The organism is Carboxylicivirga caseinilyticus, assembly GCF_050589785.1.
GTDB lineage: Bacteria > Bacteroidota > Bacteroidia > Bacteroidales > Marinilabiliaceae > Carboxylicivirga > Carboxylicivirga caseinilyticus.
In genome coordinates this window covers 53,175-77,182 of record NZ_JBNGOX010000025.1, presented here as the reverse complement: position 1 = coordinate 77,182, position 24,008 = coordinate 53,175, and the positions used below count along the sequence as shown (strand labels likewise).

The following is a 24,008-nucleotide window of genomic DNA, read 5'->3' as shown; positions in this document are numbered from 1 at the left end:
ATAAACCAATCTATGTGTGGAATTGCCGGATTTATAAATTATAATTCAAACCAAGACCTCAATGAGTATGAGATTTTAATAAATCGAATGCTCAACAGGATCAATCATCGTGGTCCGGATGAGATGGGGCTTCATCTGTCTGATCGATGTACGATGGGTAACGTGCGTTTGAGTATTGTTGATTTAAAAAGTGGTCAGCAACCATTAAGCAACGAAGATGGCAGTTTATGGATAGCCTATAATGGTGAGGTTTTTAATTATATTGAACTTCGGGAGCAACTTAAGCAAAAAGGGCATCAGTTTAAAACAAATTGCGATACTGAGGTTGTGCTTCATATGTATGAAGAATATGGAGAATCATGCATGAAGCAATTAAATGGGCAGTTTGCTTTTGCTATTTGGGATGAGAAGAAAGAAGAGTTATTTATGGCTCGTGACAGGGTGGGTATTCGTCCTTTGTTTTATAATCTTCTGGAAGATAGTTTTGTATTTGCATCAGAAATTAAATCACTATTTGAATATCCGGGTATTGATCGTTCAATATCATTAAAAGGATTAAAACAGACATTTACTTTCTGGACAACCATTTCTCCAGATACAGTTTTTGAAGGTATACATGAATTACCTCCTGGGCATACTCTTTTATATTCAAAAGGAAAAACAGAAATTAAAAGATACTGGCAATTAGATTTTTATCAGAAAAAATTTCAAGGAAACATAAATGATGCTGTGGATGAGTTTGAAGCTCTTTTTAAAGATTCTGTTGATTTACGCTTGAGAGCTGATGTTCCGGTAGCAGCTTATTTAAGCGGAGGATTGGATTCAAGTGTAACCACTTCCTTTATCAAGCAAGTACAGCCTGATAATCTTAATACATTCTCCATTGGATTTCAGGATGGTACATTTGATGAATCTTGCTATCAAAAAGAAGTATCAGATTATTTTAAAACCAGGCATCATTTTATCTCAACCAATGATTCAGATATACCTGATTTATTGGAAAGGGCCATATGGCATTCGGAAGCTCCATTATTCCGGACTTCCCCTATTCCAATGATGAAATTATCAGGTTTGGTTCGGGAAAGTGATATTAAGGTTGTTATTACGGGTGAAGGAGCTGATGAGAATCTGGGTGGATACAATATCTTTAAAGAAGCTGTTGTAAGGCAATTTTGGGCAAAGTATCCGGATTCTAAATACAGATCGTTACTCTTAAAAAAACTTTATCCATATATACCACAGTTACGAGATGCATCTCCTTCAATGCTTAAAATGTTTTTCGGTTATAAACTGAAGGAGACAGATTCACCTGTATATTCTCATTTATTGAGATGGAAAAATGGGACTAATCTGAGTACTCATTTTTCGGAAGGTTTGAAAAGTGTTATCAATGAATATGATCCAGTAAAAGAATATTCTGAAAGTATTGTGGAGAGAGTATCAAGTTATAGTACTTTGGAAAAAGCTCAGTATATTGAGTCAACAGTCTTTATGTCGGGATATTTGCTTTCTTCACAGGGCGACAGGGTAGCAATGGCCAATTCTGTAGAAGGTCGATATCCGTTCCTGGATCATCGGATAATTGAGTTTTGTGCTGCTTTACCGGATGATTTTAAATTGAAAGGTTTGAATGAGAAATACCTTGTCAAAAAAATGATGCAAGGCAGGTTACCGGATTCAATTGTTAAAAGACCCAAGCAGGCCTATCGTGCTCCTGTTGCAAGTGCAATAATGACACATGGAAAAGAATTAATAGATAAATATCTTAATCCGTCTTCTATACTGGAGTCAGGATTATTCAATCCGAATACTGTTGCATCTTTATTAATCAAACTTAATAAAGGTGGTTTGATTACTGAGGTTGATAACATGGCATTGATTGGTATTTTGTCGACTCAGATTTTATATAACCAATATATCAAAAACTATCAGCCCCTGGATGAAAGGATGTTAATCAAGGGAGTTGTACGTAACAGAAAACTTTAAACTCATATACAATGAAAGAAAAATTCTCAAGAGATATAATTAAGCTTAAAGATATTGATAAAACAATCAATGATATTTGTTCTAAACTGAAGCAGGATGTTCATCAGGTATTAAAAAGAAGAGGTGGCGTGATTGGTGTTAGTGGTGGGATTGATTCTTCAGTAACTTTAGCTTTAGCGACTAAGGCTTTTGGATCTGAAAATTTATTGGGAGTGATGTTGCCTGAGAAAGATTCAAGTCCAGATAGCAAGGAGTTTGCACAGAAATTGACTTCTAAATTCGGAGTAAAGGTAATTGAGGAAAATATCAGTGGTGCTTTGGATGGTTTTAAATGTTACCAAAGAAGGGATGAAGCTGTAAAAAGGGTTATTCCTGAGTTTAATCCATTAACGGATAAGATGAAGATTGTTATTCCTGAAGAATTGATCAGAAAAAATCTTCCACCTGTATTTCATGTTACTGTTATTTTTGCCGATGGATCTCAAAAAAGTGAGCGTCTGCCAATGAATGAATACTTACAGATAGTAGCTGCTTCAAACTTTAAGCAACGAAGCAGAATGTCCATGTTGTATTATCATGCCGAGGCTTTGCATTACGCTGTTATAGGTACTCCTAATAAACATGAGGTGGAACAAGGTTTCTTTGTGAAATATGGTGATGGTGGTGCGGATGTTATGCCGATAGGTAATCTTTTTAAAACTCAGGTTTATGAAATTGCCCGTTATTTAGGTGTTCCGCAGGAAATTATTGATCGTACTCCAACAACCGATACCTATTCAGCTGAGCAAACCCAGGAAGAATTCTTTTACCAAATGCCATTCGAAGATATGGATTTGTTATGGTATGGTTGGGAAAACGGATATACAGCATCAGAAGTGGCTCCTGCAATGAATCTATCAGAAGAAGCTGTAATAAAGATATTTAAGAATTTCGAGCGTAAGAAAAAGACAACAGACTATTTGCGTCGTCCTCCTATTCATGATTATCCATGTTAATCAATTGATAGGCCGGAATTGATCAGGCTGATTTAATCATCTTTTGCCTTTCCCCGATAGCTATCGGGGCTTTTTAAACTTTTGACTTGGTAAAATGAATTGTGTTGATTATTTACTTTCGGAACATACTGATAATAGAGAATTATTTGTTTTGGGAAGGTCTGAAGAGCTTAGCTTTTCTGACCTTACTAAGTCAGTTCTTATTTTATCAAACTGGTTGAAAGAGAATGTTGGAGCAGATAAAAAAATTCTCTTATTATCGCCGAATAGCTCTTTCTTTATTATAAGTTATTTAGCTATAATGAAGTCGGGTAATGTGGTGGTTCCATTAAATCCGGCTATAGAGGCTGATCAATACCATTACATAAAAAGTATATGTGAGACAGATCATGTTTTTATGGTAAAGCAGGTTTGTAAAAGACTAAAACTGGATGATAATTTAATTTGGGGTGAAGAATTTATTAGTTCAATAACTTCATTGGAAATTGACCTGAATTGGGCAGAAGAGCCAATTGATGAGAATAAGTTAGCTCAGATAATTTTTACTTCAGGATCGACTTCTTTGCCTAAAGGTGTGATGTTGTCACACAAAAATTTAATTGCCAATACAAAATCAATTATTAGCTATCTGCAACTTAAGGAAAGTGATATAATGGAGGTTGTTCTGCCATTTTATTATTGTTATGGCCTATCTTTATTACATACTCATCTTAAGGTTGGAGGTAAGATAGTTCTGAATAATACATTTATCTTTATAGGGTCTGTATTAAGTGATCTGGATAAATATAAATGTACCGGTTTTGCAGGTGTTCCAAGTCATTTTCAAATTCTTTTACGAAAATCTGATTCGTTTAAAAATACTTCTTTTCCGGAATTAAGATATGTAACTCAGGCTGGAGGTAAATTACATACAACGTTTATTAAGGAGTTCAGGGATTCAAAACCTGAAACCATGTTTTATGTAATGTATGGACAGACAGAAGCTACTGCACGACTTTCATTTCTTCCCCCTGATTTATTAGATAGTAAATCAGGATCTTTGGGAAAAGGTATTCCCTTTGTTGAATTAAAAGTTGTAGATGATAAGGGTGTAGAGGTGAAACCCGGTGTTGTTGGGGAAATCATTGCCAAAGGGGATAATGTAATGCTTGGGTATTATATGGATGAAGATGAGACCAATACTGCAATTAGAAATGGATGGTTACACACAGGTGATTTAGCTACCGTTGATGAAGAGGGTTTTATTTATCATGCCGCACGTAAGAAGGAGATTATTAAAGTTGGAGGACGAAGAGTCAGTCCGAAAGAAATAGAAGAGGTGATTGTTGGCATGTCTGGTGTTATTGATTGCACTGTTGAGGCAGTTACTGATGAATTTTTAGGGGAAGGAATTAAGGCTGTTGTAGTGTTGAATAAAGAATATAAATATTTAACGACTAATGATATTAAAGAGCATTGTGCATCAAAATTAACAGCCTATAAGGTGCCGGGTATCATTGAATTCAAAGATAATGTTGATGTAAATGCTGCCGGTAAAAAAGTTAAGAAGTTATAGGTTTCATCAAACATTCCTAAAATATTATCAATTAATTATTACTTAATCCTTTATATTTGAGTATAATTGGATAAATATTTGAGGAGATGGCATCAGGTGGGGCTTCTAAATTTAAAAATTCAACTAAAAGACTCGAGAATCGATATGGTTGGAGTAGTTTACATGATTTAATTAAAAGTCATGGTGAAGAAGTCTATTCTTTTATAACTGAAAATGCCTCAATAACTCAGGAAAAAGTAGTTGTAAGAAGATTAAATCAACCAAAATCAACTCTGTCTGAATCAGGATTGAATGTATTGGTGGATTTCAATCCTTTAACATTCGAAGATGGTCAGAGTTATTTATACCAGCTAAACTATTTACTTAAGGATGGTGGTATTTTATTTTGTAACGTTGATCAATCATCAAAGAAATTTATAGAATTTAAGCCCGGGAATTCTAAATCAAAGGCTGAAACAATGGGACGTCTTGTAAATGCAGGATTTACCATTATTGATTTTAGAAGTATTAATGGTTCGTTGCATCTCTGCGTAATGAAGATTGATTTACCCAAATCTGAACCTGGAGGTTCTGATAGGTTAATTATACCTATGACGCGTATCGGAAAAGATGGTAAAGAACTAAAGGTTTTCAAGATAAGAACAATGTATCCGTATTCCGAGTATCTTCAGGAATATGTGGTTGGGATGAATGGTTATAATGAAAAAGGAAAGCCAAAGAATGATTTTCGATTAACCAGATTAGGTCGTTTTGTACGAAAATACTGGATTGATGAATTACCTCAGTTATATAACCTTATTAAGGGTGAATTAGCCATTGTAGGTGTTCGGCCTTTGAGCAAGGCACGTTTTATGGAATTACCTGAGGATGTACGGACTATTAGAGTGACTTATAAACCGGGTTGTGTACCACCATATGTTGCATTAAATATGCCTGATAGTGAGGGTAATATTGAAGCGGAAAGAATCTATTTTAAAGAAAAGGAAAAGCATCCTCACTGGACTGATGTAAAGTACTGTTTTATGGCTTTATTTAATGTGCTTTCAGGTAGGATTCATAGTTCGTAGATTAGTTAAAACTTTCAGTGTCTTTATGAAGTCTAAGTTTTCAATGTTATAGTGTTTTGCCTGAAGAAGAAGTATAAGCCAGCCAATATTATCATTTGCGCAGGAAATGAAAGCAAAGATCCTTCAAAGCCAAAGGCTCCACCATTCAGAATGTTAGGTGCTTGTTTTGATAATTCAGTTAGTGAATAAAGCTCTTTTCCACTAACATTAAAACCCAAATGCACCTGTATAAAGTTCCACCAAAAATGAAAAACAATTGGAAACCACAAACTTTTAGTATAGATGTAACTTAACCCCAATAATAATCCTAAAGTAAAAATACCAACTGTACCAATAATTGAAATGTTAGGATTTAAGAAATGAGCAATTGAAAAAAATATTGATGCAACAATCAGGGCAATATATTTATTCATTGATTGCATTAAATATTTTTGTATATACCCACGAAACAATAATTCTTCAATAAAGGCAACACATAAAAATATCAGACAAGACTTTATTAGTTCCCAAAAGTTAAAATTGATCGAAGCAATTTTAATTTCATTTATAGTTAATAGTATAAAAAACACAGTAGATATACCAGTGCATACAAGAAGAGTTGCTGCTACAAATTGTTTACTAAATCCTGTTTTTTTAAAACCTAAATCTAAAAATGAATCCTTAAAAAAGTACTTAACAAAAATAGATACAATAATTAATGTCCCAATCAGATCAAAAAATTTAATAGTTAGTATTTGATTGCTTGATCGTATGTGATTCATATTCAATATAGAGATGCCAGATAATTGTGCTCCTATGAATTGAAAAAGACTTACTGTAAACAAATAAGGGATAATAAATATTAGTACCTTTTTCATCGAATAATAATTTATCTCTAAAGTTTGAATAAGAGTAAAATAGAATGATTAATAGTTTTTTTGTAATAATTACATATTGTATCTTATAATATTAATTGAAAAGATATTATTCAATTATATGCGAGATAAAATGCTGTCTTCTGACTAAAAACGAACTAATCAATGTTAGAATATACTATTTCTTTTCCAATATCCCTCCTTCAGAGATATAATAAACAATACCAATATAATGACCACTAATAGTATATCTGAAATAAGATCATTAAAGACAATTACATCAAAGCCAATGAAGCTAGGTATAAATAAGATTACTTTCAAAATGAAAATTCTTATCCCAAAACCAGCAAAGATTATTAATAATAGTTTGAATAATTTTTTGACCATTTTATTTTTTTTTAGCTGCTCTTCATTATGGGTGATTACAAAATGAAGAGCAGCATATTATCAATCATTTGTTAATTCATCAATTTGTTTATCTATCCATCCATGTACATATCCTATGTAGTACGCAGTTCTATCAATAGCTCCAATGACTCCAAAAGCTGTCAAAACAGCAACAACCGGTGCAATACCTCCGTTAACTGTTTTCAATTCCTTATCACTTAGTTCTTCAATCATAATTTATTAATTATTTCCTGCTTCATATCCTTCTTCATAACTGTCTAGTATATCATTTCCAATTAGATACGCAGCTGCTCCAATAACTGCTGTTCTAAGGGCAAAACTTCCCCATCCAATAGCACCTGCGATTAGCAAAGGAATAATTCCTCCATCAGTTTTCTGCATTTCCATTGTATCCAATTCCTGAACACCTAACTCATTTAAATTTTTCATCACACAAAATTTTAAGTTAATAAAATGTTTAATTTTGTGCCGACTACGGTCGGCATCCCGGTGAAGTGTAAGTTGCAAGCTTATTCATCGGGATTGTTTGTAACGCTACATAAACAATATTAAAATATCTCAGTCTCATTTTTTGAGATTATTATATTATGGGCTAATTTTTTTAAGATTGTAAATCCACCATTTATTTTTTGTTGTTCCTGCTCCTGAAGTTCTTTCATATAAAAACCACAATAAAAGGTTACATATGTAGTATATATATATAGCTTTGATCAACAGCACTATATTCAATTGGAGCACCCAACTCTTTCATAACATCAAGTATACGATGAAGCGATGCCTTTGATATTTCCATTCGTTCTGATAATTCATTGGGAGTGCCGGTTGCCCTACGTTTAATTAACATATGGATACGTTCCATGGATTCAATAGTTCTTGATAGTTTTGACATAATGGCTATATATAGGTTATTTATACTTTTAATATTTTAGATTTTTGTAGGTATTTCACTTTTTATATGAGGCATCTGTTTTGACCACATGCTAAAGTATTTTCCTTGTTTATCAAATAGTTGATAATGGGTACCTTCTTCAATTACCTTCCCGTTTTCAAGTACAACAATTTTATCAGCATTCATAACTGTACTTAAACGATGGGCAATCAGGATGATAGTTTTACCCTGTTTTGTAAACTCATCTATCGTTATTTGTACATAATTTTCAGATTCTGAATCGAGCGAAGAGGTCGCTTCGTCAAGTATTAATATTTCCGGATCGCGATATAATGCTCTTGCTATTGCCAATCTTTGTTTTTGTCCACCACTTAATATGGCTCCATCTTCACCCAGGTAAGTGTTAAATCCATTGGGCAGACCTTCAATAAATTTTAATATTCCCAGTTGATTGCATACTTCCAGTATCTTTTCTATGTCAGGGTGGAATTCTCCGACAGCTATATTTTCAATGATATTACCTGCAAATAAACTGAGCTTTTGAGGCACCGAAGCGATCAATTTTCTGAGGCTTTCAGTATGATAATAATTAATATTGTGCTTTCCTATTGTAATATTACCTGAATTTATAGGATATAGCTTTTGAATTAACGCGGTTAAAGTGGTTTTGCCCGATCCACTATCTCCAATAATAGCTGTTATTTGCCCTTGTGGTATAGTTAGTGAGAAATTTTCGAAAACATCTGTGCGAGTGCCATAACTAAATGTGACTTTATCGAATATTATATCACCAATTAATTCCTTTCTCAGTTCAATTCTATTTTCTTCAGATTCACGTTCCAGGTCCATAATCTCGAATAATCGATTAGCAGCAATCAAAGCATTCTGAACTGTTTTATTCATACCTATAAGTCCGGCGGCTGGAGAGGTAAAATATCCTATAATTGCATAAAATGATAAAAGTTCTCCGGGAGTTATGGATTGATCAATCACAAAATATGAACCTATCCATAATAAGATAATAGTAAATAAACGGCTTAAAAATTCTGAAGAATTTGCCGAAAAAACAGAGTTTAAACCTGATTTATATACTGTCTTTAATAAAGTGATGAATCGGGTTTCTGTTTTGAAATTGGTAAAATCTTCTAATCCAAATTGCTTGATTGTTTTCATCGAATTAAGAGATTCTACAAGTTGACTCTCAAGCTCAGCTGCATTTTCCATTACTTTTCGTTCCTGCTTTTTATTTAGTTTATTCGCAATAAAATAGGTTAAGGTATATAGAGGAATAATAATGGCCATAAGCATTGCCAGTTTCCAGCTGTAAATAAACATCAGAAAAAACGAGAAAAGTACAATAAATATATTAACCACTAAGGCAACACTGGTATCGTTAATAAATGCTCTTATTTTAACTGCATCGTTAATTCGTGAAATGATTTCACCCACCCGCATAGTATCAAAAAAACGTTGAGGAAGTCGTAATAAATGTTTGTAATACCCAAGAATCAGTTGGGCATCTATTTTTTGTCCAGTACGTAACATCAGAATAGTTTTGGATGCTCCAATAAATAGTTGAAAGATCAGCAGTATAATCATTCCAAAGCTTAACAGATTAAGAAGATTAGTATTTCCATCAACTAAAACATAATCCGTTATTTTCTGAATATAGATGGATGTTGATAATCCTATAAGAGTATAAATCAATGCTCCTGTTAGGGCCTGAATAATCATACTTTTATGTGGCTTTAGCAGGAAAATGAAACGTCTTAAATTGGAAACCTTTTCATTTCGCGAAACAAAATCATCACTTGGGGCAAATAAGACCAGAACACCTGACCATTTATTTTCAAATTCTAATATGGATTCTTTGTGATACTTTCCATCACCTGGATCCATATACTCAATCACTTTGTCTTTTACCTTATAAATCACAATATAATGGTGAAGTGCTTTATTTATAATAACATGAGCAACCGCTGGTAACGGGATTTTAGGCAGGGCATCAATACTACCTTTTACTCCTTTAGCCGTAAATCCCATTTTCTCGGCAGCAACTATTAAGCCCAAAACATTGGTCCCTTTTGTATCTGTACCTGCCATTTGCCTGATGCGTGATACAGGAAGTTTTAATTTATAGTGCCCTGCTATAGATGCAAGACATGCTGCCCCGCAGTCAGTAATATCCCGTTGTTTTACTTTCATTTCAAAAACTTCTTTTTACTGATAAAACAATCTTTTTATCCTGGTTAATTGGTCGTATCTATTAATGAGGGATTAAACCAGTCATCTACCTTGTCAAACAAAAGTTGAAATAATGTTCTGTTGGTGATTACAAAACGACCGGTGAGTGACATTCCCTTTTTCAAGTAACCTTTTTTACCGGTTTTCAATTGCAAATAATTGACTGGTAATTGGCATCTGACTTTGAAAACAGGATTGTTGTTAATTATAACGACATCTTTAGAAACAGAAATAACCATACCTTCTAATAATCCCCATTGATTGTAATTAAATGCGTCCAGTTGAATGCGAACTTTCTGATTGGTATGAATAAAACCAATATCAACTGGATTTATATAGCATTCTGCTATTAAAGAATCTATCGGAGAGATGACAGCTAGCATTTGTCCCGATGTTATAAAACTTCCTTTTTGTATGCCGGCTACCTGAGTTATGTTGCCTGTTGTGGGTGCTGTAATTACATACTGGGAAGATTCTTTATAAAGTCTGTTTATGGAAGACAGAAGTTGAATATTATCTAATTCAATTTTTGTTTTCTCTGATTGCCACTTATTTTTTATCTGATTTTTATAAACATTAAGTTGAGAAACTGCTGTTTCATAATTATTTTTCTTCTGTAAATAATCCAATCTGGCAATTACTTGGTCTTTATATAGTTGATCCGAGATATCGAACTCTTTTTTGTGCATATCTATGTTAATATGCATTTCATTGATCTTAGCTAAATATTGGGCATGTTCAATCTTGTATCTTGCACTTTCAGCAGTTTTTCTTTCGGTTATTAAATGCTGCAAATCCAGAGCAAAAACTTTGTTTTCATTTAACTGCTTTTTTAATAGTTCTATTCGTTCATTTATCTCGTCAGTCACTAGCAATAGTAGAGTATCGCCTGAATGAACATTTAGTCCTTCTTCTAAGTTAATGAACTCTATCTGTCCCGCTATAGCACTTTGAATTTGGCTACATTCGTATGGGGTTCTAATAACTCCGCGACTTTGAGTTGTTATATCAATCTTTATCAATGGTAAGGCGATAATTATTGAAAATAAAAGGATTACAATTGAGGTATAGATCATTTTAAAAGGCCTGTTGTGCCAGTTAAAATGCATCTCGACTGAATGATTAATAACCTCCATTGGAAAAATTACTTTCATTTGCTAGAGATAATAATATTAATTACTACGTTTTAATAAATCGTATATTTATTGAATTGATAAAAAAATAATTGTTTTTACAATTAAGCAAAATCCAATAAACACAATTAGGATACAAATTCATCAATCATCAACTCACCTGAGTAAATACATGTACTGCACCCGAATGCTAGTAAAGTCATGTATAAATGATAATTATAAAACTCTCAATTCAATAATAAAAGATATTTATTATTTTAATAATTGTCAAGCCAAACAATTTGTTTTCTTTTGTTAATATTTATTTATGATATAAAATAACTAAAGAGTTCCTGACATTTTAAATATGGTTTATCTAATAGTCCAATTGTCTAACAGTCTATAATTTCAAACACTTTTGAGATAAGGCAGCTTTTGTTTATTTTGCTTACTCTAAAATCACCTGAATTTATGAACAGATCCGATATATTAAAGTCTAAATTGTTTTTTTGCTTTGTTTTTATTACTCTTCAATTTAATATTGCTCAGAAGGTTGGACTTCCAGAAATTGAATACTTTAATAGAAGGCAATATGGAGGTGGGACTCAAAACTGGGGAATAACTCAGAATCAAAATGATCTTCTGTATTTTGCAAATAATGATGGAGTTATTGAATTTGATGGGGTTAACTGGCAACTTCATAGTGAAGGTTCTCCTTTTGTTGTTCGAAGTATTAAAGCAATTGGTGATCGAATTTATGTAGGGTTATTTAATCAAATAGGTTATTATCAATACGATGATTCGTTACGTCACCTTACTTTCCATTCTTATCCTCTAAATAATGATTTACAGCAAAGTGGAGATTTTTGGAATATTCATTATTGGAACAATAAAATGGTATTTCAGTCAGAAAATGTGTTGTGTTTATATTCTAATGATCAGCTAGTTTCGTCAATTCATGCAACATCTCGTTTCTCATCTTCTTATTTGGTTAATGGCTTATTGCTTGTACATGAAGAAAATAAGGGGCTATTAGAGGTTAGAGGTGATAAGGCATATCGTATTACGGGAGGGCAAATTTTTAAAGATAAAATGATTAATGCAATTGTGCCTATATCTGATGATAAGATAATCATTGGAACCATGAATGATGGTTTGTTTCTCTGGGATATGAATAGTATTAAACCATGGAATGTTAGTGTAAATCCAATGCTTATTAAATCAAATATCTTTTGTGCTGCCAAATATAAAGATGATTTTATTGTGTTTGGAACGATTCAAAGTGGTTTCGTTATTGTGGATAACAACGGCGAAATTGTAATGCATGTGGATAAAGATAAAGGCTTAAAGAATAATACTGTTTTAAGTGTTTTTGTTGATAAAGAGGGAAATATTTGGGGAGGGTTGGATAATGGTATTGTCCGGCTGAACTTTAATACCAGCGTCACTTTTTTACAAGGTTACTATGATATAGGTACGGGCTATGTGATGAAAAAATATGGTGACCAATATTACATGGGTACGAATCAAGCCTTATTTACAATAGATGAAAAATCATTACATGACCCGCTAAAAACAAGATCAAACTTTAAGAAAATTGAAAATTCAGAAGGGCAGGTGTGGAGCTTGTTTAAAGATGACAATCAGATTTTATGTGGACATAATTTGGGAGTGTTTGATATTAAAGATGGCGAGGCAAAACAAATAACTCCTGCTATCATTAGAGGAGCGTGGCTTTTTCGACCCGTTTATAATAATGATAATTTGATGGTTGTTGGTACCTATAATGGTTTACTCTTAATGGAGAAAGTAAGCGGTAAATGGAGATATAAATGGAAAATTGAGGATTTTGAAACTTCATCACGATTTATGGAATGGGATCAATTTGGTAATCTTTGGATTACTAATGGCTATGAAGGTGTTTATAAAATAAAGTTTGATGAAGAATTTCGTAAGGTTGTTGATGCTGAAAAATTTTCCTTTGATTTCATTGATCCTAATTCTACTGATTTTATTGTTACTAAAGTTGAAAATGAATGTCTGTTTATTGGAAATCAAGGAATGTATAAATGGGCTGTAGAAAGTAAGTCTTTTGAAAGATATACAAAATGGGATCAGTTTTTCGAAAGGGATAATTTTCCAAAATCAATTTACCTGGATGACTATAATAACTTGTGGTATTTTCATTATGGAATGGTGGGTGTTTTAAGGCACATGGAGGATGCCAGTTATAAAAGAGTTGATTTTCCGTTCAAAGTACTGCAAAATAAATTGGTAAATAGTTTTGAATCAATTTTTATACCCAACAATAAGGAAACATTTTTTGGAATTGAAGATGGTTTTGCCCATTATCTGGTGGATGAGGTAAGGAATTATCGGAAACCATTCAAAATCAATATTAGGTCCTTTAAAGGTGTAACGGATACGATTCCATATTTATTAAATCAATCTGATGAGATTAGAAATGAACAGCCCGTAATTCCTGTTTATGATTTCAAAGATAATTCGTTTACTGTACAGTATGCGGCAACATATTTTGAGGATGATGAAATTGAATATTCTTCATATTTGAAAGGAGTAGATAATTCATTTACGCCGTGGTCAGGAAGGACAATGAGAGAATTCACAAAATTAAAGGAGGGAAAATATGATTTTACTGTTAAAGCAAGGAATCGTTATAATGTGCAAACAAGTCAAATCACATTCTCATTTATTGTAAACCCTCCATGGTTCAGAACGATGACAGCGCGTGTTATCTATTTAATTCTCATTTTAATAATTACTTACCTGGTGTTCTTAATTTTCAATAAAAGACTTGAGATAAGTAAAACAAAGGAAAAGCTTAAGCAAAGAGAAATATTCAAAGAAAAGGAAGAAAGTTTGATGCGCGAAGCATTAAATGCAGAGAAAGAGATGATTAAGTTACGCAATGAGAAGCTGCGTAACGAAATGGTTCATAAAGAGAAGGAGTTGGCTAATTCAACGATGAATATAATTCGCAAGAACGAATTTTTGGGAACATTAAAATTGCAATTGAAAAAGTTAAGAAGTATCAATGATAAATCAGAATTAGAAAGTAAAATTCAAAATCTGATTAGACGGATTGATAAGGATATAGATAGTGAAAGTTATTGGGAAGTGTTTGAAATGCATCTTGAGCAGGTACATGAAGCATTTCTAGATCGTTTAAAAGAAATACATCCTGATTTAACACCACGTGAATTAAAACTAGCGGCCTATATAAGGATGGGGATGAGCTCTAAGGAAATTGCATCCTTGATGAATATTTCAGCCAGGGCAGTGGAAAACAACAGATATAAGTTACGTCAAAAGTTAAATATCAATCAGGGAGAGAATTTAGGAAGGTATATAACTAATTTGTAAGTAGGTTATAAATTGTAAGTATCCTAAAAGTTAATAAATGTGAATTTTGTTATATTGTCTTTGAGGTGTCAAAATGAGTTGTGTATATGAGTTAAAAAATGTAAATTATTAATTTTAATCTATTGATATATAGATATTAAATAATTACAAAGTGAGTTTTTAGTGAGGTTGTAATGAGGGTATAGTGAATAAATAATGTATAGAACTATTAGGGAAAATTAACAAATGCTTCTAGTTTTGGAAAAGTTTTTATCATTAAACCCAAGTAATTATGAAACATCTGTTAGGGATTTTCCTTCTCTTTCTGACTTTAATAAGTAGTCAGGCACAAGAAATGACCGTTACTGGTAAGGTAACAGACGCATCAGATGGTATGCCAATACCAGGCGTAAGTGTCGTTGTTAAAGGTACTACAGTTGGTACTATTACCACAATTGAAGGTACATATTCATTAGTTGTTAATCAGGGCGATTTATTAGTGTTTTCTTTTGTCGGTATGACAAATCAGGAAATAGCGGTTGATCGCGAAGTTATTAATGTTATCATGGAATCTGACATTACCGATCTTGATGAGGTTGTTGTTGTCGGATATGGTGTTCAGAAAAAAGCTTTAGTAACAGGAGCAAATGCCAATGTAAAAGGTGAGGCACTAGCTGAATTAAAAACCTCTAATGCAATGGAGGCGTTACAAGGTTTGGCCGCTGGTGTTAATATTACCAGAAATAATGGTTCTCCAGGAGCTGGAACAAAAGTTACAATTCGTGGTGCCGGTACAATTGGCAGTTCTGCACCTTTATATATTGTAGATGGTGTTGCTGTTGGTAATATTGATTATTTGAGTCCATCAGACATTGAGTCATTGGATGTATTAAAAGATGCTGCTTCTGCAGCAATTTATGGATCAAGAGCAGCAAATGGTGTTATTCTGGTAACTACTAAAAAAGGTAAAAAAGGTGCAAAACCACAAATTACCTATGACGGGTTTTACGGAGTGCAGAATATTTATAAAACACTTCCGGTTCTTAATGCTCAGGAATATATGTATATCATGGACGAAGCTCGTTCAAATGAAGGTTTAGAATTGTTCGACTGGGAAGATATGATTGTAAATACAAACTATTTCCTAGATGATCAGGCTGAGTTCCCTGGTAACGTTGATTTGGGAAAACAGTATGGGCAATATGTTTGGGATAAACTTCAAAATGGCTGGGAAGGAACCAACTGGATTGAAGAAATAACTAAGGATAATGCGCCAGTACAAAGTCATTCTATAAATATTGCTGGTGCTTCTGAAGATGTTATGTATTCAGGAGGTTTCTCATACTTTGATCAGTCAGGTATTTTAGGAGGTGACATTAGTGATGCGGGTTATAAAAGAATAACAGGTCGATTAAATACAGAGTTTGTTTTAATCAAAAATAGCCGTTTCGATATACTTAAAGCTGGTGAAAATTTCACATATACCAATACCGAAAACAGATCAGTTGCCACTGGTAACATTTATTGGAATGATTTGCACAATGCATTGGTAACAAATCCAATTTTGCCGGTTTATTATGACAATATAAATATTAACCATTTAACCGGTGGATATGCTCCAACATTAGAGTTTGATGGTCGTTCAGTTGGACAGAATAACCCAGTTGCTCAAATGTATTATAGAAATAATTTTAACTGGGGAAAAGGTAATAATATAGTAGGTAATGTTTATGCTGAATTACAGCCTATAGCAAATTTAAGAATTCGTTCTTCTTTTGGTGTTGATTCTTCGTTTGGACACAGTCGTTCATGGTCTCCTACTTATAAATTAGGTAAATTATATCAAAATTCAATTGATGGAGCTCAAATGGATATGTACCAAGGAGTAAATTATATTTTCACTAATACAGCCACTTATGATTTTACTGTAAGTAAACATAAATTTACTGTGTTAGCTGGTACAGAAATGTTAAAAAATCAGTTGAACTTTAATGTTGGTGGACAAAAAAGAACTACTCTTTTTGGAGATCCAACATACGCATACATAGATAATACAAATAATCCTGAAACGGTTAGTGAAGTTGGCACATGGGGTAAAGATTGGGCTGCTCAGGGAGGAGGCTTAATGTCATATATGGGCCGTATTTCTTATAACTTCAATGAGAAGTACATGGTTGACGTTACAATGCGTGCTGATGGCTCATCAAACTTTGCTCCAGATAAACGTTGGGGATATTTCCCATCTGTATCTGCGGGTTGGAACTTTACTGAAGAAGAATTTATGAATCTTGAATTTATGAATTATGGTAAGTTACGAGCCAGTTGGGGGCAAAATGGTAATCAGGCCATAGATAATTTTGTTTACAGTTCTAATATTGCTTATAGATCACAAGGATATTATTTTGGTCCTAACAAAGAGATTCCTCAACAAGCAGCAGTGCCTGCCAATGTGCCTAACCCTGATGTAACATGGGAAACATCTGAACAGTTAAATATTGGTTTGGATGCCAGATTTTTAGATTCCAGATTAGGTTTAACATTTGACTGGTACAAGAAAACCACTATTGACTGGTTGGTTGATGCACCTATCTTAGGAACCTTTGGAGCAGGAGCTCCATACATTAATGGTGGTGATGTTGAGAACAAGGGATATGAAATTGTTTTGTCATGGAACGATCGCATTTCTGATTTCAAATACGGAGTAACTTTAACAGGAGCATACAATAAAAATAAAGTAACAAAATTAGCAAACGCTGAAGGAATTATTAATGGTGATGCACATGTATTATCACAAGGTACTTCATATGTTTCACGTGTACAAGAAGGTTTCCCTATTGGGTACTTTTATGGCTACCAAACAAACGGTTTATTCCAGAATCAGACTGATGTTGATAACTATGTTACTGAAGATGGTACTCCTATTGTTATTGCTGATGAAGCAGATACTCCACGAAAACCAGGTGATGTATGGTTTGTTGACCAAAATGGTGACGGGGTGATTAATGAAGAAGATAAAGTTATGTTGGGTAAACCAATGCCTGATTTTGAGATGGGTATCCAATTAAGTGCTGAATATAAAGGCTTTTATGTGAATACTACTTTAGCAGGTAAAATGGGGCTTCAGGTAATGCAATCTTACCGATCTTTCTCGGATAATTTAACACAAAATTATACAACTCAAGTGTTCGGTCGTTGGCATGGTGAAGGTACTTCTAATAAAATACCTAGATTAACTTACAATTCTACATCTAATAATCAGCTAATCTCAGATATCTATATGCATGATGCAGATTACTTGAGAGTTAGTAATTTAACTTTTGGTTATAAGTTCGATAAGCTATTGCAAGATGTTGAATGGGTAAGATCTGCTAATTTGTATGTGTCAGTTAATAACTTATATACATTCACAAAATATGATGGTATGGATCCTGAAGTAGGATATGCTCCTAATTCATGGGGATCAGGAATAGACTTAGGTTTATATCCTTTACCAAGAACAGTTATGTTTGGTGTTAATGTAACATTTTAAATAAAAACATATTGACCATTCATACAGAATTGTTGATAATACATTAAAGAATAGATTATGAAGAAATTAATATATTCAATAGCTTTAGGGGCAATGATTTTTGCAAGTTCTTGTGATGATCACCTCGATACAGTGAATCTATACAATAAAAACCTGAATTCCTTTTATCAAACTCCTACTGATATTGATGAAGCAATGAATGGGGTTTATAATGCTCTTTTCGTTGATGGAGTGCATAGTAATGAACATTTAGCCGCAAACTTATTAAGTGACGTTATGCTAGGTGGTGGTGGACCTGATGATTTAACAGCTAAGAATGTTGATAAATTTGCAGATCCTACTGAAGATACATATAAGAGTTTATGGGTGGAGACATATAATGGTGTTAGTAGAGCTAATGCAATTATAGAAGCAGTTGCTGTTGGTGATTTTGCAAGGTATTTTGATACCCCAGATGAGGCTGAAGAATTTAAAAATAATACATTGGGAGAAGCTTATTTTATGAGAGGATTTCTCATGTATAGAGCAGCTCGTTTCTTTGGAGGTATGCCTTTAATCCCTACAACAGATGCCGATCGTTTGGTTGGACGTTCTTCGGTTACAGAAACATGGGCTTTTATTGCTTCAGACTTTAAAATGGCAGCAGAAACTTTACCTAAGAAGAAAGCTGAGGATTACCTATTGGCTGATTACGGACATGCTAATGTTTGGGTAGCAAAAGCATATATTGCAAGAGCTTATTTGTTTTATACAGGTTATATGACAAATATAGAAAAACAAGCAACCGATGTGTTACCTTTAATTGATGGTGGAAGTATTTCCAAGTCTGAAGTTATTGCACATCTGGAAGATGTAAGAGATAATAGTGGTTATCGTTTAGCTTCTGATTTTAGAAATCTATGGCCTTACTCATATGTAAATCAGAATGCAAGGGATTTTGACCCTGAAGGAGCTAATCCAGTGCTTCCATGGGCTGAAACAGAAGGTTTAAATTGGGTAGGTCAGGATGGTCCAAACTCAACAATTGGTACTGGTAATTATGAAGTTATGTTTGCTATGCGTTTTGGATTGGCTAATTGGGATATTGGTCAAAAATTCAACAATAGGGTGCCTTTATTCTTTGGTATTCGCGACCATTCTTTAGTGCCTTTTGGACAAGGTTGGGGATGGGGGCCTGTTCATTCTGGCTTCTATGATTTATGGCCTGATGAAGATCCAAGAAAATCAGGTTCTGTTCTTAACCTTAATGAGAAGGACCCTAATATGGGCTTATCTGGTTGGAATATTGGTAAAGGAGATCATAATACAGGATTAATGAATGCGAAATATACTACATTACAACATGGAGGTCCTGATGGTGTAAAAGGTATGTTCTACTACTTATTTAATATGAATAATGGTGATCCAATGCAATTGTGGGCAGCTCAGGATTTTTATTATTTACGTTTTGCAGATGTATTATTAATGCATTCGGAATTAACAGGAACTGCAGATGGGATTAATGCTGTTCGTGCTCGTGTTGGTCTTGAATCTGTTGGATATTCAATTGAGAATTTGAAAGATGAAAGATTACATGAGTTTGCTTTTGAAGGTTTAAGATGGTTTGATTTGGTGCGTTGGGGAGATGTTGAGACAAATAATAACTTCTTTAATTTTGATATTACAGTAAATAATTCAGGTACAGAAGAAGTATACAGTGTTTCATATCGTCCTGAGACAAAAGGTTTATTGCCTTTACCTGAGTCTGAAGTTCGCTTGTCGAATGGTGTTTATAATCAAAACCCTGGTTGGTAATACAATTACAAAATTTAAAATTACTGAAATGAAATATAAAAATATATTTGGAGCTATAATAGCGGGCATTTTGCTTATGATGTCTGCCTGTGAACCAATAGAAGATAGGGAGACTTTATCAAACAGCTTTAATCCTGATAAAATTGAACTTGATGTAGTACAGGCTACAAATGGAGGCAATAAGTTATCAATTCAAATGAACACTCCCGGAGTAACAGGTTATTGGGATTATATTATTGATAAAAAATATACAGACAGGGTTGAAGTTATTTTCCCTTTCACTGGAACTCATGAGTTTACCTATCATGTTACTACTCCGTACATGTCTGATGGTACTCCTTCTGAAAAAGAGTATGTTGAAAAAACTGTTTCTGTAGAGATTACTCAATTAGATGAACCATTACCTGATGCTTATTATATGCTGGTAGGTGATAATTTGGAAGGTAAAACCTGGGTATTTGATGGAGGACCATCGTCTGATGGAGGTTTGTGGTGGTTTATGTCAGACCCAAGCAATCCATGGGGAATATGGTGGAATGCAGCAGGAGATTGCTGCCCTCCGGGAGATGCAGCTGGTAAAATGTTTTTTGATTTGGCCGGTAATGCCAATTATACTTATTATGCTGATGCGGCTGGAGATCCAGTAACAGGTAGTACTTTTAAGTTTAATGGAGATTATACAAAACTAACCATTGAAGGTCCGGCAAATCTTTTAGGTTCAATGGACGGTGGAGGAAATGCTGGTGTTTTCAATATCGTAGAACTAACAGCTGAAAAGATGGTTTTATTTGTGCCTAATGCTGCTTGGGCAACAGGTTGGACATGGGTATTTGTTCCGCAGGAATAAGAATCTTTTTTTCATATACACGTCATTAAGTTGACAATTAAACTTAGGTTATTTGTATTTCCGGGATTTCCCGGGAATACATAACCTAACTTTAAACAGTCTTTTTAATTTATCACAAACTGATTTATTGAATTTTATTAAATGTCATTTCGGCATAATGGAATTGTATTATCCTATTGAAAGATAAAATGAGCATAAAAGCCTTCTTCATATCTCTTATTTTATTCATTGGTTATATCCAATATTCATCTGCACAGGGTTACCTGAAAAGAAACGGGCAGGAAATTGTGAATGACAATGGACCTTTTTTGTTACGAAGTATCGGATCTGGTAACTGGATGATTCAGGAAGGTTATATGATGCAGTCAACCGAAGTAAATGTTAATACACATACTCAATTTAGAAAGAAGCTTTCTTCGATTATTGGTGAACAAAAAACAGAAGAATTTTATACTTATTGGTTGAATAATCAGTTTACCAAGGCTGATTTAGATTCAATGAAAAGTTGGGGGTTCAATGCTATACGACCAGCTCTTCATTATAAATGGTTTACCCTACCTATTGAAGAAGAAAAAAGAAGTTCAAATGGAGAACTTGAAAATACATGGCTTCCAAAGGGATTTGAGATTCTTGATAGTATAGTGAAATGGTGCAAGGCCAATGAAATGTATGTTATTTTTGATATGCATGGAACTCCCGGAGGCCAAGGAAAAGATGCCAATATAAATGATTATAATCCGGAACTACCGTCTTTATGGGAAAGTGAAGACAATCAAAAGAAATTAATTGCACTTTGGAAAGAAATTGCAAAAAGATATAAGAATGAATCCTGGGTCGGAGGTTATGAATTAATCAATGAACCTAACTGGAATGTAGATGGCACAGGAAATCAAAATGGATGTAATTGCTCAGATAATAAGGCATTATGGGATATGCATCTGAAGTTAATAAAAGCCATACGGACAATAGATAATAATCACCTTATTTTTATTTCAGGTAATTGTTGGGGAAACAATTATAATGGAATTGAGAATCATGAAGTAACAATATCCGATAACAATATCGCATTAACCTTTCATAAATACTGGAATAGCAATGATCAGGGCGCTATTTCATCGTGGCTCGAGATGAGAGCAAAATATAATCTACCAATTTGGATGAGCGAATCCGGAGAGAATTCCAATCAATGGTTTTCAGATGCTATTAATTTATTCGAATCAAATAATATTGGATGGTCGTGGTGGCCTGTCAAAAAAGGAAGACTTAATAATATATTCAGAGTTATTACCCCACAAAGTTATATAGATCTTTTAAATTCATGGGGAGATGGGCAGGTTCCATTGAATTCTGAGCAGACATATAATGCAGTAATGGATTATGCCAAAGCCCAAAAGGTGGAGAATTGCATTGTTGGCAAAGATGTGATATTTGCAATGATGCATAATGGTAAACCAGAACTTACAAAACCATTCTTAGATCATGAAATTAACACATGGATTCAGTGTGCCGATTTTGATTTAGGTAATGAGGGATATGCCTATCATGATGTGGTTTCTCAAAATATTCATCAGGGAGAAGTAAAATGGATTCCATGGAATAACGGCAATAAATATCGAAATGATGGTATCGATATTGGACAAGAAGATGAAACCTATTATGTAGGATGGACTGAAGATGGTGAGTGGCTGCAATATACATTGACAATTCCGGAGGATGGATTGTATCAATTCAAACTAAAGTCATCAGGTAATATAGGCGAATTAGTTTTAAAATCAAATGACAAAGTAATTAGTGATATAATACCTTCTGGATCAACTAATAAAGAAGTGAAGTGGGAAATAAGTAAAACTGATAATATAAAACTATCAAAGGGTACTATAAAGTTACGCTTATTCATCACCAAAGGTGGAAGCAATATACAATCATTCTGTATTTCACCAATGTAATAATGCTTATTAAAAATGATAATGACAAGAACAGACTCAAAATATTCCAGGTGGATTTCAAAATTAAGTGGATTTGTATTTTTCTTTCTGATTTTTTTATCAGCCTGTGAGAAAGAAGATAGTAAACCATCTTATGAACCTGAATTTGAATATTCAAATCACTCTACATTAGGTAATACAATCATTTTTACCAATACTACTGTTGGAGAGCAATTTTATATAAGATGGATATTTGGAAATGGTGAAAGAACAAACCGTATTCCAGTATCAGAAGGTCAAACCATGGAAGTTTTTTATCCTGAAAAAGGTGAATATGAGGTGGAGATGACGGTCTGGGGAAGTGAAAGTGATTTGACTGATAATAAAACCATAGTAAAAACTATTGTGGTTGACCAGGATGTGTTTAGTCCGTCTTTTACAGTTAATCTTAAAGAAGGTTCTGACAATAAGGTTATTCTGGTTAATACTACAAAAGGGAATTATGATAATGTTAAGTGGATTGTTGAAGGTGAGGAATTAAATTCTGCCAGCTCAGAGGTGGAAGCATATTTGCCTTTAGCCGGAAAATATGACATCGTTTTGGAAGTCGGGCAAGGTGATTATTCAAAATCAGTGGAACAAAGTTTTACGATTACACGAGATGATCCGGAGTACTTTAATCAATTTGAATTAGTATGGTCTGATGAGTTTGATGGAAGCACTGTTGATGAAAACAAATGGGTTCATGAGACAGGAATGCATGGATGGGGAAACAATGAGTGGCAAAATTATACTTCAGGAGAGAATGCTTCTGTTGATAATGGATTGTTATCTATTACAGCAAAGTTAATTGGAGATGGTCAACAAGTTGGCGATTATACTTCGTCTCGTTTAAATAGCACTCAGGATTTTACCTACGGTAAATTTGAAATCCGTGCGAAAATGCCTGAGGATAAAGGACCTGGCGTTTGGCCTGCTATTTGGATGCTTGGTAGAAGTATTCAGAATGGAACTGGTTGGCCTTTATGTGGTGAATTGGATATCATGGAATATGTGAGTTTTGATCCAAATCATGTTTCATGTTCAATCCATACAGAGAGTAATAATCATGCTGCAGGTAATCCTATTGGATCAGGACATGTGTCTCTTGAAACAGCTGAAGAGGAGTTTCATGTTTATGGTTTATTGTGGACTAAAAGGTGGCTCAAGTTCTATAGGGACGATGTCGATAATGTATTTCTTACCTACAACAGACCCAATGATTATAATAAATCGAATTGGCCTTTTGATGATCCATTCTATATCCTGCTGAATATGGCAGTTGGTGGAAATTATGGTGGTGTTATGGGTGTTGATGACAGCATATTTCCAGCTACCATGGAAGTCGATTATGTACGAGTCTATCAATATGTACAAGAATAATATGTGTAGTATTTATAT

The 24,008-nt window shown here is 33.8% G+C and carries 16 protein-coding genes; 10 read left to right on the top strand and 6 right to left on the bottom strand.

What is annotated here, in order from left to right; all coding sequences use genetic code 11:
- The first annotated feature begins 12 nt into the window (after positions 1-12).
- From asnB to ACRD62_RS13470, 4 genes are all read left to right on the top strand, one after another.
- Positions 13-1,986, top strand: a complete 1,974-nt coding sequence (asnB, locus tag ACRD62_RS13485) for an asparagine synthase (glutamine-hydrolyzing) (protein ID WP_430820637.1) — start codon at positions 13-15, stop codon at positions 1,984-1,986.
- A gap of 11 nt (positions 1,987-1,997) precedes the next feature.
- Positions 1,998-2,981 (top strand): NAD(+) synthase, encoded by a 984-nt coding sequence (gene nadE / locus ACRD62_RS13480; protein WP_430820636.1) that lies wholly within the window; start codon positions 1,998-2,000, stop codon positions 2,979-2,981.
- A 94-nt stretch (positions 2,982-3,075) separates the two neighbouring features.
- A complete protein-coding gene (locus ACRD62_RS13475; RefSeq protein ID WP_430820635.1) occupies positions 3,076-4,536 on the top strand; it encodes a class I adenylate-forming enzyme family protein in 1,461 nt (486 codons plus the stop codon).
- 86 nt (positions 4,537-4,622) lie between these two features.
- Entirely contained in the window at positions 4,623-5,603 is a 981-nt protein-coding gene (locus tag ACRD62_RS13470; protein ID WP_430820634.1) for a sugar transferase, read from the top strand.
- A gap of 32 nt (positions 5,604-5,635) precedes the next feature.
- On the opposite strand, the gene ACRD62_RS13465 is transcribed toward ACRD62_RS13470, so the two are convergent.
- The 6 genes from ACRD62_RS13465 to ACRD62_RS13440 all read right to left on the bottom strand — a co-directional run bounded on the left by ACRD62_RS13465 (position 5,636) and on the right by ACRD62_RS13440 (position 11,152).
- Positions 5,636-6,460, bottom strand: coding sequence for a CPBP family intramembrane glutamic endopeptidase (locus ACRD62_RS13465; RefSeq protein ID WP_430820633.1), 825 nt, complete (start codon positions 6,458-6,460; stop codon positions 5,636-5,638).
- Between the two features lie 444 nt (positions 6,461-6,904).
- Positions 6,905-7,078: a class IIb bacteriocin, lactobin A/cerein 7B family gene (locus tag ACRD62_RS13460; protein WP_430820632.1), complete on the bottom strand. Its 174-nt coding sequence runs from the start codon at positions 7,076-7,078 to the stop codon at positions 6,905-6,907.
- A 6-nt stretch (positions 7,079-7,084) separates the two neighbouring features.
- Positions 7,085-7,294, bottom strand: a complete 210-nt coding sequence (locus tag ACRD62_RS13455; RefSeq protein WP_430820631.1) for a class IIb bacteriocin, lactobin A/cerein 7B family — start codon at positions 7,292-7,294, stop codon at positions 7,085-7,087.
- Positions 7,295-7,544: 250 nt separating this feature from the next.
- Positions 7,545-7,754, bottom strand: coding sequence for a hypothetical protein (locus tag ACRD62_RS13450; protein WP_430820630.1), 210 nt, complete (start codon positions 7,752-7,754; stop codon positions 7,545-7,547).
- A 36-nt stretch (positions 7,755-7,790) separates the two neighbouring features.
- Entirely contained in the window at positions 7,791-9,959 is a 2,169-nt protein-coding gene (locus ACRD62_RS13445) for a peptidase domain-containing ABC transporter (RefSeq protein ID WP_430820629.1), read from the bottom strand.
- A 44-nt stretch (positions 9,960-10,003) separates the two neighbouring features.
- Positions 10,004-11,152 carry an HlyD family secretion protein gene (locus tag ACRD62_RS13440; RefSeq protein WP_430820628.1) on the bottom strand — a complete coding sequence of 383 codons (1,149 nt, stop codon included), beginning with the start codon at positions 11,150-11,152 and terminating at the stop codon, positions 10,004-10,006.
- A 429-nt stretch (positions 11,153-11,581) separates the two neighbouring features.
- On the opposite strand from ACRD62_RS13440, the gene ACRD62_RS13435 reads away from it, so the two are divergent.
- From ACRD62_RS13435 to ACRD62_RS13410, 6 genes are all read left to right on the top strand, one after another.
- Positions 11,582-14,494: a LuxR C-terminal-related transcriptional regulator gene (locus ACRD62_RS13435; protein ID WP_430820627.1), complete on the top strand. Its 2,913-nt coding sequence runs from the start codon at positions 11,582-11,584 to the stop codon at positions 14,492-14,494.
- 271 nt (positions 14,495-14,765) lie between these two features.
- Complete coding sequence (locus ACRD62_RS13430) at positions 14,766-18,002, top strand: SusC/RagA family TonB-linked outer membrane protein (RefSeq protein ID WP_430820626.1); 3,237 nt, start codon at positions 14,766-14,768, stop codon at positions 18,000-18,002.
- Between the two features lie 57 nt (positions 18,003-18,059).
- A complete protein-coding gene (locus ACRD62_RS13425; RefSeq protein ID WP_430820625.1) occupies positions 18,060-19,796 on the top strand; it encodes a RagB/SusD family nutrient uptake outer membrane protein in 1,737 nt (578 codons plus the stop codon).
- Positions 19,797-19,824: 28 nt separating this feature from the next.
- The gene (locus ACRD62_RS13420; protein ID WP_430820624.1) at positions 19,825-20,643 is read left to right on the top strand and encodes a hypothetical protein; all 819 of its coding nucleotides are present in this window, start codon (positions 19,825-19,827) and stop codon (positions 20,641-20,643) included.
- A 188-nt stretch (positions 20,644-20,831) separates the two neighbouring features.
- The gene (locus tag ACRD62_RS13415) at positions 20,832-22,589 is read left to right on the top strand and encodes a cellulase family glycosylhydrolase (protein ID WP_430820623.1); all 1,758 of its coding nucleotides are present in this window, start codon (positions 20,832-20,834) and stop codon (positions 22,587-22,589) included.
- A gap of 21 nt (positions 22,590-22,610) precedes the next feature.
- Positions 22,611-23,990 carry a glycoside hydrolase family 16 protein gene (locus ACRD62_RS13410; RefSeq protein WP_430820622.1) on the top strand — a complete coding sequence of 460 codons (1,380 nt, stop codon included), beginning with the start codon at positions 22,611-22,613 and terminating at the stop codon, positions 23,988-23,990.
- The last annotated feature ends 18 nt before the right edge of the window (positions 23,991-24,008 follow it).